Below are 15884 nucleotides of genomic sequence, written 5' to 3' on the forward strand. Positions count from 1 at the left end.
CGTGAACAAACAATGAAAAAGAGCCCTTTTAACGTATTGAAGCTTGGTGTAGTCGGATTAACGGTTATGGGAATAAGCGCTGGCATGTTACCAATGAATGGCACTGCTTTTGCTGATGCAGTGAACACGACTAAGCCTGCCATCAATGCCCCGATTTCAGCTGTAACGATTTCCACCATCAATAACACTGGGATCCAAATCAAAGAAGTAATTCTCACATCTTCAACGGAGCTTCTGAATACAAATATTAAAGTGCCACAGATCGTAGGTATGTTGGATACGAAGGCTCAAGAAGAGATCAACAGTGTCATTCTCTCTAATGCGCAGAAAGACCTTGCTCTTTGGGAAAAGGATGCAACTGAAGCAGCTGCAGACGCTAAAAAGGCTGGTTTTGAGTATCGCCCATATGAACTTAATATTATTTATGACTTAAAGGAAAATAAAACGGATAACCCTTCTGGAATGATATCACTTGTCGTTACTTCTCAAGGTGAAACTGGTGGAACGGGTATGCCTCGTGTAGATACATACAATGTATTTAATACGAAACAAGCGAAGCGGATTGCCTTGTCAGATTTCTTTGGAAACGACTTTAAGGAAAAGTTGAATGCCGGTATCCTTGCGAAGATCAATGAGGAACCTGAGAACTATTTTATTGAGGATTTCAAAGGGATCGACGAAGAACAAGGTTTTTATATTGAAAATGGTGAGGTTGTCATCCTCTTCCCTAAATATAGTATTGCTCCAGGCGCCATGGGAACTCCTGAATTTCGTTTCAGTACCCATATTACGAACAACCCGAAGCTCGATTTAAGTACAATAGCTACATTTAAGAATGCTAATGGGGTTTCAATGGTGTCATTACGAGATGTGGCGAATCGTTTAGGATATGAAATCAAGTGGAATCAAACGTCGCGCTCAGCTGAGCTAAAGAAAGGTGCACAGTGGACAAATGTTACCTTAGGTAAAGATTCTTACTTTTTTGCCAAAATGGCTCCTGTCACTTTAGGTACTGCTCCTATCCTAAAGAACGATACGATATACGTTCCGGTTAAAATGGTTACCGATATTTTACGTGTGGAAATTAAGAACGGCTAATTAGGCTAATGGCATTCCAGAATGATTTTTTGTTCTAGAATGCCTTTTTAAATTCATAGGCACTTGTGTACCGATTTCTGATCCATTCATGGTCACTCCTTTATTTACCAAGAGAAGTTAAGAACTTTTTTAAGTTAGTCATACGTCTTGCTGACATAAGACAACTGATGACGAAGGAATGAACTACCATGAAAGAAATCAAGGTTACACCATCGACTAACTCTTTAGAACCTGACAATTCCACGACTAGAAGGCGTTATATGCCGGGAATAGATGGACTTCGCGCACTCTCTGTGATCGCAGTTATTGCGTATCATCTCGACCTCAATTGGGCTCCAGGAGGACTTATAGGGGTCGGAATATTCTTCGTTCTGTCTGGATATCTGATCACGGATCAAATCATCCAAAGGTGGAAGCAAGACCGACGGTTCGACCTTAAAGATTTCTGGATCAGACGAGCGCGACGGCTATTGCCTGCTATGTTTGTCATGCTTTTTGTCACTGCTATGTGGCTTCTGTTGTTCGATCGTTCACGATTAGCAGCATTACAAGGGGACTTTATATCTTCAACGTTATACTTCAATAACTGGTGGCTTATTTTTCACGATGTATCTTATTTCGAGAGCTTTGGACCTCCTTCTCCTATCGGTCATTTGTGGTCGCTCGCTATTGAGGAACAGTTCTACTTCATTTGGCCATTGGTTATTATTGTAGGGTTACGCCTTGCACCTCAACGAGGTAAACTCATTGTGATGTGTCTAACAGGGGCATTCCTCTCGGCACTTGCTATGGCGCTAATCTATCAACCTGGAGTTGACCCAAGCCGAGTCTATTATGGTACTGATACTCGAGCTTTTGCTCTACTGATTGGAGCCGCTCTCGCTCTAGCATGGCCGAGTCAAAATTTGACCGATAAGATTTCACGCAGATCTCGCTATATCCTTGACTTCAGTGGTGCAATCGGATTAATCACCCTCATTCTTATGATTTGGCGGACGAATGAGTACGGACAATTTCTTTATTATGGCGGCTTGGTTTTAGTGTCGATCCTTTCCGCAATTGTAATAGCTGTACTCGCACATCCTGCGAGCCGACTAGCTAAAATCATGGGTTGCAAGCCCTTGCGTTGGATTGGCGTACGTTCCTATAGTATTTACATATGGCATTATCCAGTCATCATTCTAACTAATCCTACAGTAGATACAGGTGGGTTCGATGGTTTCCGTGTTCTTTTTCAGCTGGGAGTTAGCCTCCTATTAGCCTCACTATCGTGGAAATATATCGAAGAACCTCTTCGTCAAGGTTTATTAGGAAGATGGTGTACGAAATTAAGCATTCGTCTGCAATTCAAGATTCGACCCTTATTCATCTTTATTGCAGTCCCGTTAATCATATTGTCCATATCCTGTAGTAGCAACTTGGATACTAAGATATCCGCAGATCCGAATACAGGCACTAATACTAATCACGATAAGAATGAACATAATGTCACACTAGTGCCCCCTCAAAACGTACCAACACCTGTGCCTGTACCAGTACCAGTACCAGTAGATCCACCGAAGAAGCCAGAACCTCAGCCTCAGGTAGAAGAAGCAGGTAAAGGTGTTACTGCGATAGGTGATTCCGTAATCCTCGATGCTGCTCCTTATCTACAAGAACTTCTGCCAGGCATTGTTATCGATGGTAAGGTAGGCAGGCAGATGTCACAGGCACAAGAAGTGGTCGATAAACTTAGGACGAAGGGGAAACTTGGCACTCGAGTGATCATTAATCTAGGTACGAACGGAGCTTTTAACTCCAATCAATTGCGGAAATTACTTATTTCACTTGAAGATGTTCAGCAAGTCGTACTAGTAAACACACGTGTACCGAAAAAATGGCAAAATACTGTGAATACTTTGCTTAAAAAAGTGGCTTTAGAATTCCCCAATGCTATGGTTGTAGACTGGCATTCCTCAAGCGAAGGAAAGGATTCTTACTTCTATGAGGATGGCGTTCATCTAAAACGAGAAGGTGCCAAATCCTATGCCGCACTTGTAGCTAAAGCCATACAAAAGGAGAATCAATGAGAATAGTAATCTAACATACTAAAGCTACGCAATATAAAAAGAGAAGGGTTTTACGAATATGCTTAAGAGGAATAAAGAGAAATTACTCACTCTTTGTATTACAGATAACAAGGAGAACATATACCGTCTAGCTTACAGCTATGTGAAGAACAAAGAGGATGCATTAGATGTTGTTCAGGATTCGATTTATAAAGCTCTCTCCTCTATAGGGTTGCTAAAGAACCCAGAATCCGTAAAGAGTTGGTTGTTTAGAATCGTAGTAACTACCTCTCTGGATTTTCTGAGGAAACATAAAAGAGTTCAACCAGTAGATGATGAAGCACTCGACTTTTTTATCCCTGGTGCGGTAGACGTGTATCCAGATATTGATTTAGAAAGATCGCTGGATGATCTACCCCTTAAGTATCGAAATGTCATCGTCCTTAGATATATCGAAGATTTAAAGATCGAGGAAGTTGCGGAAGTATTAAATGAAAACGTCAATACAGTAAAGACTAGACTATATCAAGCACTCCAGTTATTAAGAGTCAACATGCAGGAAGAATCCTCAAAGGAGATCAATTAGAATGGATAACCAAATCAAAAAAATTATAGAAGATTATAACAAACTCCCTATTCCTGAGGAATTAGATTTCGTTGTAAGTAAAGCATTAAAGAAAAGGAAGATAAGAAGAATACGTTACCAGTGGATATCTGGAGTTTGTGCGGCAGCCCTATTTTTCGTGATTGGGATTAATGTCAATGTTAACATTGCCAATGCCTTCTCCGCTATACCTGGTGTAGACAGTATTGTTAAAGTGCTAACTTTTAGAGAATACAAAGTGGATGAGCAGACCTATAATGCAGACATAAAGGTCCCCATCATTACTAACCTAGAGAATAAAGAGCTGGAATCGACTCTGAATGAAAAATATCTCGAAGAAAACAAAAAACTATATGATGAGTTTCAAGCAGAGATGGAATCTTTAAAGCAATCCGGAGAGGGGCATTTAGGGGTCGACACAGGCTTTGAGGTTAAAACGGACAATGCTGAGCTATTTGCTATTAGCAGATACGTGGTAAATACCGTAGGTTCATCGTCAACAACAATGCAGCACGATACGATAGACAAGAAGAATCAAATCCTGCTAAGTCTGCCTATGTTATTTAAGGATGATCGATATATCAGTATCATAAGTGAAAATATTAAAGAACAGATGCGCTCCCAAATGAAAGCAGATAAAGATATGTTCTACTGGATTTCAACAGATGAACCCAATGAAGACCTTTTTTATCAATTTGAAAATATAGCTAAAGATCAAGATTTCTATATCAACGATAAGTACCAGCTGGTTATTTCCTTTAACAAATATGATGTGGCTCCTGGCTACATGGGCGTTAGAGAATTCATCATTCCAACAGATGTAATTGCAGATGTTCTGGTCAGCCGTACGTACATTAAATAAATCATTATGAGACTCATAAGGGGTATGCGTTTTGTATCCCTTATGAGTCTTTTTTTGCGTAAAAAGTCATTAATCAATCCCTATGCCTCTAATGTCTTGCCATCCTATTTTTATTTCTTCTAATAATTCATTCCCTATCTTAACTTCTATACTTGAGATAGACTCTCCCCCAACGCTGTGGTAGAAATGAATCGCCGGATTGCCCACCAGCACCCAAGTCATGAACGAGCTATAATTTTTCTTCAATAAATTCTGTGCTACACTTCTTATGAGCTGCTTCCCTAGACCTTTTCCTTGGTGTTCCTTAAGCAAATAAAGTGCGTAAAGCTCCGCATCGTAGAGATCCGGCTCTCTTCGCGCCCCTCCATTTGCAAAGCCAATGATCATCCCAGACTCATCTTCAGCAACATACATTACCTCGTCTTTATTGGGATTTTCAAAATTCTGAATCCAACGCTTCCTTCTAGCTTCTACTGTGAAATTATCAAGAAACTCGTCTGATATTAGTCCTTTATACGTGGTTTTCCAACTCGTAGCGTGGACGAAAGCGATCCCGTCTATATCACTAGCTGTTGCTTCTCTGATCTTCATTTTATCTCACCCCTGCAGCGCCTTTCGCACGCTTAATATATATTTCGCCTGATCTAATGGATTCACGCCCCGGCGGGTGCGCTCAGCGGATACGTCTGGCGGAGATTCTTCATAGCCGGCAAAAAAAGAAGTGAACGTGCTACGCCCCTTCGTATAGGAGCTTAAAGTAACCGGATAATCGAGCGACGTTGCCAGTGGCAGACGGCCTTCGATGATCATCCGCTCGCCTTGCAGCACAGGTGGCTCGAAGGTGCCGCGCATCTGAACCAGGTCGTTCATCACTCGGCCGCCATTCTCCTCAGGGACAACGATGCGAACCTGAAGAATCGGCTCCAGTAGTTTAGTGCCTACCCGCGCGAGTCCATCCATAATCCCCATAGGAGTCGCTACGGCAAAATCTAGCGGATGGGTATGCCATACATGATGCTGTCCCTCGATTAAGATCACTTTAAGATCGGTAACCTCCCAGCCGTACAAGCCCTGTTGCAAGGCTTCTGGTACACGGCGTGCGGTCTCGCTCTGATATTGCGGCAGCAGATCGGAACTCCGCACTACCGAATCATAAACTAAACCACTGCCAGGAGGTCCGGGCTCTATCTGAAACCGCAGAATCGCCCAGCACGGCTTCGGCATCGTATAAGCGATAAAGCCTTCCCCAGCAAAGGCTGGCGTTTCTTTATAGATGACAGAAGGCTGACCGAAGGTAACCTTCAGCGCATACCGCTCCTCCAGAACACTATTCAGAATCTCCAACTGAATAGGTCCCATTACTTTGATATGCAGCTCTCGCTCATCCTGCAGCCACTGCGCATCCAAGAGCGGATCTTCATCCGCCAGCTCCTGCAATGCTCCGATAACCTTATGGTCATCCATATCGGTTCCCCAGAATACGCGCACCGTTAGCAGCGGTACAGCCAGCTTCGCTTCCTCCGGAATCGCCTCCGGATGGCCGAGTACATCTCCGATCCGTACCCCTGAAAGACCATAGATTACAGCGATATCCCCCGCTTCAAGCGATCCGACATCCTCAGTACGACCACCCTCGACCTTGCGGATCTGGGTCACTTTTCCCTGAATATTCTGCGTGTAGTTCATTACCGTATCGCGGTTACGGATCGTTCCTTCATAAAGGCGGACAAACGCCATTCGCCCCATGCTTTTATCACGCTGAATATTGTAGACAATGCCGGACACCGGCCCCTCAACATTGCCACCAGCTCGCGGAAAATACTCAACCATCGCGTCCAGCAATGCAGTAATGCCAAGCCCCTTGGCGGCAACACCATAAACCATTGGGAAGAAGCGTCCTGAAGCGGAAGCTGTCTTCATATATTTTTTCCAAGCTGCAAGATCAATCGAACTACCTGACATATACGTCTCTAGCAGATCTTCATCCCGCTCAGCCAATGCCTCCAACAATTCAGTCTGTGCAGCAGGATCGGCATCGCTCCCCCACAAATCTATTGCGCCTATGTACTCCTGCTCTTTCCCGGTGGGTTGCTGTACAGGAATGATATCACTAGACAAATAATTTCGCGCTTGCGCCAGCACAGCCTCAGGGTCTGCACCTACACGATCCATTTTGTTCATAAAAATAAGCGTCGGTATTCCCAGCTTCCTCAGCGCGTTCCAGATCATCTCACTTTGAGCCTGCACACCCTCTACCGCCGACAAAATTAGCACCGCACAATCCATCACTCGCAAAGACCGTTCAACCTCTGACAGAAAATCGACGTGTCCTGGTGTATCAACGAGGTTGATCTGCACACCTTTCCATTCAAAAGAAGCTAATGCCGCCCGAACGGATATTCCTCGTTGCCGCTCCACATCCATAGAATCCGTCAATGCTGTCCCACTGTCTACGCTGCCGAGCGCTCGAATGCGACCGCTTTCATACAAAATATGCTCTGTTGTTGTTGTCTTGCCGGCATCCACATGGGCAAATATCCCCACATTAATCCGTTCTGCTCCCTGCTGCTGAATCATCTATAGTACCCCTATCATGAGCTAGATTGATCTAAATTTATATTGTACACATCCTTATGTCTCATAGTAATACATCCCTCCTTGTTGTTCCACCCTCCTACTAAATTGGTTAAATTCAGCTATGCCGGGTATGTAATTACTAAGTAAGAAGTCTAACGCCAAGGAGGAAATTCATCATGTTAGATCAACGATTGCAAAATAAAGTTGCAGTAGTCACAGGCGCAGGGTCCGGTATTGGAAAAGCTACAGCCATAAGGTTTGCTCAGCACGGAGCTAAGGTATATATGCTTGATCGCACCCCTGAGGAATCCTATGAAACTAAACGTGAAATTGAATCCATTGGAGGAACAGCTACAGTTATCGAATGCGATGTTTCCAATCCAGGTCTTGTCGAAGAAAGTATTCGTAAGGTTGCGGATGAGGCTCGGAAGATTGATATCATTTTTGCGAATGCTGGAATTAATGGTACATGGGCTCCAATCGAAACACTAGAAATCGAAGATTGGGACCAGACGCTAGATACCAACCTACGCAGTACCTTTGCCACAGTAAAATATGCTATCCCCCATATGAAAGAAAATGGCGGCAGCATCATTATCACTAGCTCTATTAACGGAAATCGAGTGTTCTCGAACATCGGCGCTGCTGCGTACTCCTCTTCCAAGGCTGGACAAGTCGCTTTTATGAAAATGGCTGCGCTAGAGCTGGCGCAATACGGTATCCGCGTAAATGCGGTCTGTCCTGGATCGATCGACACTCAAATTGGAGATAATACGGATAAGAGCGATGATCTTCAAGAAGTGAAGATTCCTGTAGAATTTCCGAAAGGCAATCATCCTCTGGAAGATGCGCCCGGTAAACCTGAACAAGTAGCCAATCTAGTATTATTTCTCGCCTCGGATGAGTCTTTCCATGTCACAGGAACTGAGATCTATGTAGATGGTGCCGAGTCACTCCTTCGCGGATAACGTTTTACTTGAATCTTTATAATATTTTAAATTGCCTGCAACATTTTGGTCTAATCTACCATCTAAGAGTATGGAGGTGACGCATAATGAAGAAATCATTATTCATAAGTAATGTCAAAACAATGACGATAGCCTGCGGTATTCTAGCAGCAAGCCTGTCATTTGGAGCATCTGCTTTTGCTTTTTCGGATTTGAAAGGTGATCCTGCGGAAGCAAAAATTAACTCCCTGCATAAAGAGGGGATTATAAATGGAGTAGACAAAGATAAGTTCGCGCCTAAATCCAAAGTAAGCTTTGCCCAAGGGATTCAGTTCATCGTTGGGGGTCTGAATCTGTCTCCGAAGCCAGAGGCGGGTAACAGCTCATCCAAAGCTAGTGATTATTTTGATAAGGTGAACGACAAATCCTGGTATGCTTCAGCCTTCCTGACTGCCAAGCAAAATGGTCTTTCACTTGATCGAACAGTAGATCCTAACGGAACCATCACCCGTGCTCAGTTCGCTCACTTATTAACGCAAGCACTGCAAAGTAAAGGTAACTTCCCGGTTACACTGATGTATGTAGACATTAAGGATGGCGATAAACTTTCTACAGAGGTTATAAATAGTCTCCAGATCCTGTTGAATACACATATCGCCACACTCGATAAGAACGGTAATTTCCAGCCAAATGATGCCATTACCCGTTCGGAAGCAGCCGCAATGACCTACGATGCAGCTGCTTTTGCCAAACGCGTAATTGTGTCTAATGGCAGCCCTACTACTCCAACCTATGAGACTGAGGTTACACTAACCAAAGCGGGTGAAGGAGTAAACAAGGCTACATTGACCGTTAACAACTTACCGCATTCTGGATATGGACTAGTGATTGAGCGAATCGAATTTGGCAAAGACAAGACCGCAGTGTTTTATTTTAATGTGACTGCTCCTGATCCAGGAAAAATGTACGCACAGGTGATCTCAAAAGCATCTGTTGTCACTTATCTGCCAGAGGGATATAAAGCGATCGCTAAATCGGTATCTGGATCTACATCTAGCGCTACGCAATAAAAGCTCCGGACTCGATTCTTATGGAACGAATCAAACGAAGGTGCCCCAAAAGCCGTAAAATGGCTACTGAGGCACCTTCGTTTTTTGGGTTCTCCCCCATGTTCTAAACTACCCAAGGACTAATAAGAATTTCTTACTTCTCAGGGTGTCCATTGATCGTGAATAATGCCTACTAGTGCATGATCCTCTCCAATCTTCTCGAAAACTAGACGCAGGCTGCGCCAGTCCATCTCTTCGACAGAAGGATCGATGCCAGTAATATGATATTCAACGAAATCATATTGCTCCTTGGGATACACTTCGTTCAAGTTATTGATCGTTGTACCTTGACCAAGCCCCTTGTTCACAGCAATTTCGGCCGTCTGAATGAAGTCTGCATCGTAGACAAACCGCATGTAGTAATCTGCGAATGTCAGCTCAATTAAATCACCCGATCCAGCAAATGTTCGCCAGACTCTTTTGGTAGAGTCATTCATTAATCCTTCCACTTCATCCTTGCTGAATACAAGATCATTCTTCGTATCTACGTATGCGTATGGAGAAAAACGTAACCCTTTATCTGAATGTACCCATGCGGCCAATTGCTTCATATCCTTATTTTTAATAGACCTTATGACTGTCGTCGCAGCTTCCTCTACAGTTGGCGGAAGTCCCTCCTGATCCAGTGGCTGATCCGTGCTTGATGGCTCCGTCTCCTGTAGTGGCTCCGTAGTAGCCGCTGGTTGTGCAGTTTGTGTCTGCTCTGGCGTTTGCTCAGGCATCTGCATTTGCGTCTGTTCTGGGGTCACCTTCGGTTCCGTTCCCGCTTCTGGCGTTCCTCTGCATGCTGTAAGCCATAACATAGCTGCTATCAGCGCCAAACCACCGATATTTCTTGCGAAGTACATAAGATCCCTCCTCGTTTTTGATCCCTCGCTCTTTAGACTGATTTGAACAAATGAAGGTTGCAGGCTTATACTAAAACTATCAGTCAAACAACTCTTATGAGAGGGCGGGGTTACTATTCATTTATCAGAGAAACTAAAGAGCCTTCCTCTGACTCCCGGCGTGTATCTCATGAAGGATGGCCTCGGCCATATTATATATGTGGGAAAGGCGAAACAGCTGAAACGGAGAGTGAAATCCTATTTTCAAAACTCGAAGTCTCATTCCCCAAAGGTAAAACAGCTCGTTCGCCATATTAAAGATTTGGATATTATCCTTACAGATACCGAATTCGAAGCTTTTATGCTGGAGTGCAAATTAATTAAAGAAATAAAGCCCATGTACAATAGAAAAATGAAAAATCCGCAGGCCTATACGTATATCGTAATAGGAACGGATGATAAAATGCATTCGTTAGAGATTACTTATGATCCTGCTGTTCAAAAAGGTAACCATATTTGGGGCCCCTACACGAGCAGAAGTACCGTGGAAAGAGCCGTGCAAGGCATCAAGGAAAGCTCAAAAATCCTTTGCAGCAATCCAAGCTTCAAAAATTCTTTATGCCTAAACCATTCGCTTGGCTTATGCATAGGGATGTGTGCTGGCGGCGATGCTGCCGTTCAATATAATACAATCATTGATAAAGTCATAGCCCTACTAAACGGAACGGATTCCAGTATCCTTGTGGAGATGGAGCAACAGATGACTGAAGCTGCAGAGCAATTTGACTTCGAAACCGCCGCCAAATATAGGGATTACATCGGAGCCATCAGCTTCCTGAATCACAAAGAGAAGGTTATCGAATTCGCTGCAGAGAATCAGAATATCGCGATCCTTGAGGCCATGGATGAACAAACGCTTAAACTCATATTGCTCAAAGGCAATCGTATCCTGGCGCATACTAAGCTCGAATACGATCAACCCGATATTACCTACCTGCAATCCGTTATAACATCAGCGATTATGGACACTTTCTGCGGTGAACTTAACCAGGCCCCGGCAGCAATTACTCGCCATGAAATTGACGAAGCACAAATTATATACAGCTATTTAAAAAGCAGCTCGTGCAGCTACATCATCGTGCAAGAGGATTGGCTTGCAGCTAACAATCATTCTCGTCTAGACACTGCGGTGGACAAGCTGTTGCGTATCTTTTTAAATGCTGCTCCAGCCCATTCGTATAATTAATCTACCTTGTAACTGCGGTGAATGTTTGGACTTCCGCCCGCTCTTGTCTTCAGATTTCTTGATTTCAAACCAGTATATGTGGTAGAAATCTGAAGACAAAGACGGACACTAACGCTCCTCCAGTTCCAAAACCCTCCTCCGTCCCCTTCATCTCATCTATTGGCTCAACTGTTACTCTAAACTTACCCAAAAAGAGCAGGTCTTCATTCCTTAAACGACAAAACAGGTTTCTCCCCCCATGTACGGAGCGGAAGAAACCTGTTTTGAAGCTTGCCTATCTCTCAACTATATTTACACAATCCTTCATCCAGAAGATTAACAGCAAAAGTTAATTTCTCTTCAGATACAATAAGCGGAGGATGCCAGGTGATGCAGTTTCCTCCAGCCAATTTAAAAGAAAGACCCTTCTCCAAGCAATAATACAGTACTTGCTCAGCTAATTCCTCATTCTTCTCTCTAGTCTCTCTGGACTTCACAAGTTCAATAGAAATCAGTAGTCCAGCAATACGGACATCTCCTATGCAAAGATGTTTAGCCGACAGAGTCTCAAGCTTCCCTCTTACAAATTCAGACCTGCTGATACATTGTTCCTGCAGATTTAAGTCATCGATATAATCGATGGTGGCACAGATCGCTGCACTTCCTAACGCCGGTTTCTCATGGGTATAGTGCCCCAAAGAAATATCCCCCGCACAATCATATTGCGTTCTGGTAAGCACCGCTGCTTGCGGGATCACCCCTCCGCCTAACCCTTTTCCGAGCACGAGGATATCCGGTTCGATATCGAAATTCTGATGGACGTAGAACCTACCGCTTCGCATCAGCGCTGTTGGAATCTCATCAAAAATCAGCAGAATCCCATATTCATCACATATTTTTCTTAATCTTGTGAAATAAGAGATAGGCGGGATATGCGTATCCGTCGCCCGAATAGGCTCAAGTAAGATCGCCCCGATCTCCCCCTCATGCTGAATCATATATTCCAGATAGTCGAGGCAGAAGGTAGCCACTGCTTCATGGGAATGACTTCCCAGCAGGTTGCGGTATGCGTTAAAAGGAATGGCTTTCAGCATTCCTGGCATTTGCGGGCCCATGTCCTTTTTAAACACGTATTCTCCTCCGACAGCGATTGTGTCCAGCCCCGCGCCATGGAAGGACTCCCACATGGAGATGACCTTATGCTTCCCCGTCCATTTGCGAGCAATCTTAAGGGCCAGACCTACAGCTGCACTTCCGGAAGGCGTAAATAATACTTTATAGTCCTTTGAGGTTGTTTTGTTGATTAAAGCTTCTGCAGCTTTCACCGCAATATCTGCCGTAAATCTTCTTGGAATGAACGGTAGCTCGTCGAGCTGTTTTTTCACAGCTTCAGTTACATAAGGATTCTTATAGCCAATCTGATGAATGCTATTTCCATGAAAATCAAGATATTTGTGTCCATTCACATCTGTGATATAACATCCCTCAGCATCTACGATACTGTTCAAGCATGGCGTTGACATGGATTGTCGCATATATGCACGCTCGTCCGCTTCGATCCTATCTATACTCACAGCGCTTAACTGGGTCATCCACTCTGTCCGCAAGGGGCTAAAGTTGATGTCACCTTCTCTTTTCAGCTCATGATTATCTCGCATAAGGTCTGATTCCTTGAGAAATCAGTACATTGATTCGCCCAATCAGCTGAGGCAGCTCACTCATCGATTGAATCGTAAAGTCTGCCCCGTTTTGAATAAAAGAGGTCTGTGTCGCTGAGATCACCGTTTCCTTCTCCACGTCTGAAAGTGCATTAAATTCCTCCTGGCTTAAGCCCATTTCAGAGCTTCCAATGATTACACCTACGGACCAGACGCCTGCATTAACACCTTCTTGAATGTCTGAAATCGTATCGCCTACCTTAACAACCTTCCATGCTGCCGATAGCTTTAAAGCTTCCATATTATGATAAATCATATACGGGTAAGGTCTTCCCAGTGAATGCGTTCCATCTGGCGTGATTACATAATCCGGTTGATAGCCCTTCCCAGCGGCATTCGGAATTACAACATCCATCATGGACTCTGTATATCCAGTCGTTGAACCAATCTTTAGTCCTTGGCTTCTGAGCAATTGGACGGTCTCAATAACCTGCGGAATCGGATCAGTATATTCGGATAAGGATGCCATCAATGCCGGTTCGAATTCAGCATACAGGTTCTCTACATCCTGTTCAGTAAAAGCTCTGCCATACTTTTCTTCCCACAAGGCACCTACTCTTGGCATGGATAACATCGAACGGATATGATCTATTTTCAGCATCCCCATAGGGGCTCTAGCTTCCTGCATCGTAACTTCAATCCCAGCCTCCCGAAAAATATCAAGGAACACATTCACCGGTGCAAAGCAGCCAAAATCTACCGCTGTTCCTGCCCAGTCCAGAATTACGCCTTCGACTTGATTCATTGTGTCATTCCTCCCATGTATGCTTCGATAATATTACATAAGTTCTGAATATCTTCTTCGTAAATCTCACCAATATTCCCAATCCGGAAGGTGTCGTGCTCCGTTAATTTGCCTGGGTAGAGGACGTAGCCTTTTTCTTTCACATATTCATAGAAATCTTCAAAGCTGAACGTCTCGTTCGGAAAAAGAAAGGTGGTTATAATAGGAGACTGCTTATCGTCTGTGATATACGCCTCTATTCCTATTCTCGCAAGTCTTTCTCTCAGTATGCGGTTATTATTCTGGTATCTTGCTGCCCTTGCAGGAATGCTGCCTTCTTCGATCAGTTCTTCAATCGCTTTCGAAAATGCAGCCACTACATGGGTCGGAGACGTATAGCGCCATTTCCCATCCGCGTCCATCGCCTTCCATTGATCGTATAGATCAAGTGATAGACTACGTGCATTCCCTTTACATGTGAGCAGCTTATCCAGCTTTGCAATGACAAACCCAAATCCCGGAACACCCTGAATACATTTATTGGCGCTGCTGATTAAATAGTCAATTTCAAGCCCAGGTACATCAATCTCTATTCCACCGAAGCTGCTCATCGCGTCGATAATTAATGTTTTATCGTAGGCTTTTGCCAGTTGTGAGATCATCTCCAGCGGGTTAAGAATCCCTGTCGTCGTCTCGCAATGCACCATCGCAATGTGCGTAATGGCTGGATCCTCTTTAAGAATTCCTCTAAGCTCTGCCTCTTGGGGGAATTCATTATATAGGGCACTATACACACGATAATGGAGTCCGATATATTGCGCCATTTGCACAATACGTTCTCCGTAGGCACCGTTTGTAATAATCAAAAGCTTATCATCCGCTGAAATCGCCGTAGTCAGCACAGATTCCACTGCAAACGTACCACTACCCTGCATGAGAACTGCCGTATATTCATCGTTCGTTGCCCTTGCCAAATCCAGAAGTCTGGATCTGATTTGTTGTGTAATGTTCTTATAGTCCTGGTCCCAAGTACAACGGTCAAAGAGCATTTGCTCTTTGACCGTGTTAGTAGTTGTCAATGGACCGGGTGTCAGCAATTTATAGTTGTTCATGGCCCTTCACTCCTTGTTCTAATCTTATTTATTTTCTTTAAAGAATTGTTGATGTTGCTCCAGCAGTTCCACAGTCAACGGCTTAACAAATTTCATACTGTGTGCAGGCTTATGGATATCACTAACCGTTTCATCTTTATATAGAGCCACTGGGTAATTTGTAATTAAGTCTTTTCTAGCATCTTTAATAATGGTTTCTGCCATTTTCATAGCCAGCTCTGTTGTTGCATCGTCTTTTTTCACCACGGCTACGGATTCTGTAAGCGAGAAGTTACCTTCCGTTGGATCTACATAGTCAATCGGTGCGCCTTCTTCTTTAGCTAATACTGCCTGATGACGAAGTCCAAAGCCTGCAGCTACTTCTCCTGCTTTTACCTTTTTAATCGGACCGGAGCCGGAGCTTTCCAGATGTGGGCCTACATTAGCAACTAAATCATGCAGAACCGTTTTACCTTCTTCTTCCCCGTATTGCGAAATAATCGCCTGAACCAACAACCAGCCTGTCGAAGAGTCCATAATGTTCGGAACAGATACCAAGCCTTTAAATTCTGGTTTTGTTAAATCCTTAATGGACGTTGGCATCGCCAAGCCCTTATCTTTAAGCACCGCTGTGTTTACAAAAATAGCACCGGTATTCGCCAAAATCGGCGTATAGTACGCTGGATAGGAATCTAGCGCGTTAGTCGTAAACGATAGATCTTTAAACATGCCATGTTTCTCTTGCGCACTTTCTACAAAATAAGAGCTCATCGTGATCAGGTTAGCCTCAATTTTGTCTCCCTCTGCCATCAGCTTTCCACCCAGCTCAGAAGTGCCCAAGGATTGAAAGAGATATTGCCCTTCGTACCCCGCACCTTTTAGCGCAGTCTCCATAGAGGCTACAGCTTCTTCATCCGCATTGGTCAAAATCACTACTTTACTCGCATCACCCGCTGCTTTATTTCCACAACCTGCTAATGTGAACACCAAACTCAAAGCCACGATAGACAACATAATTCCTTTGAATCCCTTAATTCTCTTAGACATAATTTCT

At 43.9% G+C, this 15884-nt stretch carries 14 protein-coding genes; 7 read left to right on the forward strand and 7 right to left on the reverse strand.

What is annotated here, in order from left to right; genetic code table 11:
• Positions 1-12: 12 nt before the first annotated feature.
• From ACFWMP_RS08905 to rsiV, 4 genes are all read left to right on the forward strand, one after another.
• Positions 13-1098, forward strand: coding sequence for a stalk domain-containing protein (locus ACFWMP_RS08905; protein WP_379423126.1), 1086 nt, complete (start codon positions 13-15; stop codon positions 1096-1098).
• 188 nt (positions 1099-1286) lie between these two features.
• On the forward strand, positions 1287-3167 hold the full coding sequence (locus ACFWMP_RS08910; RefSeq protein ID WP_379423128.1) for an acyltransferase family protein: 1881 nt from the start codon (positions 1287-1289) through the stop codon (positions 3165-3167).
• A 58-nt stretch (positions 3168-3225) separates the two neighbouring features.
• Complete coding sequence (locus ACFWMP_RS08915) at positions 3226-3732, forward strand: RNA polymerase sigma factor SigV (protein WP_042124760.1); 507 nt, start codon at positions 3226-3228, stop codon at positions 3730-3732.
• 1 nt (position 3733) lies between these two features.
• Positions 3734-4612 (forward strand): anti-sigma-V factor RsiV, encoded by an 879-nt coding sequence (rsiV, locus tag ACFWMP_RS08920; RefSeq protein ID WP_042124758.1) that lies wholly within the window; start codon positions 3734-3736, stop codon positions 4610-4612.
• A 69-nt stretch (positions 4613-4681) separates the two neighbouring features.
• Here the strand turns inward: rsiV and ACFWMP_RS08925 are convergent, their stop codons facing one another.
• Together ACFWMP_RS08925 and ACFWMP_RS08930 are read right to left on the reverse strand one after the other, a co-directional pair.
• Positions 4682-5203, reverse strand: a complete 522-nt coding sequence (locus ACFWMP_RS08925; RefSeq protein ID WP_076298377.1) for a GNAT family N-acetyltransferase — start codon at positions 5201-5203, stop codon at positions 4682-4684.
• Between the two features lie 6 nt (positions 5204-5209).
• Positions 5210-7189 carry a GTP-binding protein gene (locus ACFWMP_RS08930; RefSeq protein ID WP_379423134.1) on the reverse strand — a complete coding sequence of 660 codons (1980 nt, stop codon included), beginning with the start codon at positions 7187-7189 and terminating at the stop codon, positions 5210-5212.
• A 176-nt stretch (positions 7190-7365) separates the two neighbouring features.
• Between ACFWMP_RS08930 and ACFWMP_RS08935 the strand changes: the two genes are divergently transcribed.
• Positions 7366-8157, forward strand: coding sequence for an SDR family oxidoreductase (locus ACFWMP_RS08935; RefSeq protein WP_042185493.1), 792 nt, complete (start codon positions 7366-7368; stop codon positions 8155-8157).
• Between the two features lie 86 nt (positions 8158-8243).
• On the forward strand, positions 8244-9206 hold the full coding sequence (locus ACFWMP_RS08940; RefSeq protein ID WP_379423136.1) for an S-layer homology domain-containing protein: 963 nt from the start codon (positions 8244-8246) through the stop codon (positions 9204-9206).
• A gap of 140 nt (positions 9207-9346) precedes the next feature.
• On the opposite strand, the gene ACFWMP_RS08945 is transcribed toward ACFWMP_RS08940, so the two are convergent.
• Positions 9347-10093: a hypothetical protein gene (locus tag ACFWMP_RS08945; protein WP_379423138.1), complete on the reverse strand. Its 747-nt coding sequence runs from the start codon at positions 10091-10093 to the stop codon at positions 9347-9349.
• 169 nt (positions 10094-10262) lie between these two features.
• Here ACFWMP_RS08945 and ACFWMP_RS08950 point away from each other — a divergent pair, with 169 nt between their 5' ends.
• Positions 10263-11318 (forward strand): UvrB/UvrC motif-containing protein, encoded by a 1056-nt coding sequence (locus ACFWMP_RS08950; RefSeq protein ID WP_379423572.1) that lies wholly within the window; start codon positions 10263-10265, stop codon positions 11316-11318.
• Positions 11319-11599: 281 nt separating this feature from the next.
• Here the strand turns inward: ACFWMP_RS08950 and pbfA are convergent, their stop codons facing one another.
• The 4 genes from pbfA to ACFWMP_RS08970 are packed head-to-tail and all read right to left on the reverse strand — an operon-like array spanning position 11600 to position 15877.
• Positions 11600-12955: a (R)-1-hydroxy-2-aminoethylphosphonate ammonia-lyase gene (pbfA, locus tag ACFWMP_RS08955; protein ID WP_379423140.1), complete on the reverse strand. Its 1356-nt coding sequence runs from the start codon at positions 12953-12955 to the stop codon at positions 11600-11602.
• Positions 12945-13760, reverse strand: a complete 816-nt coding sequence (phnX, locus tag ACFWMP_RS08960; RefSeq protein WP_339269232.1) for a phosphonoacetaldehyde hydrolase — start codon at positions 13758-13760, stop codon at positions 12945-12947. The genes pbfA and phnX overlap by 11 nt, the downstream gene beginning before the upstream one ends.
• Complete coding sequence (gene phnW, locus ACFWMP_RS08965) at positions 13757-14851, reverse strand: 2-aminoethylphosphonate--pyruvate transaminase (RefSeq protein WP_379423142.1); 1095 nt, start codon at positions 14849-14851, stop codon at positions 13757-13759. The genes phnX and phnW overlap by 4 nt, the downstream gene beginning before the upstream one ends.
• 24 nt (positions 14852-14875) lie before the next feature.
• Positions 14876-15877 (reverse strand): extracellular solute-binding protein, encoded by a 1002-nt coding sequence (locus ACFWMP_RS08970; protein WP_076284032.1) that lies wholly within the window; start codon positions 15875-15877, stop codon positions 14876-14878.
• Positions 15878-15884 lie beyond the last annotated feature (7 nt).

Source organism: Paenibacillus sp. NPDC058367, assembly GCF_042723305.1.
Classification (GTDB): domain Bacteria; phylum Bacillota; class Bacilli; order Paenibacillales; family Paenibacillaceae; genus Paenibacillus_AQ.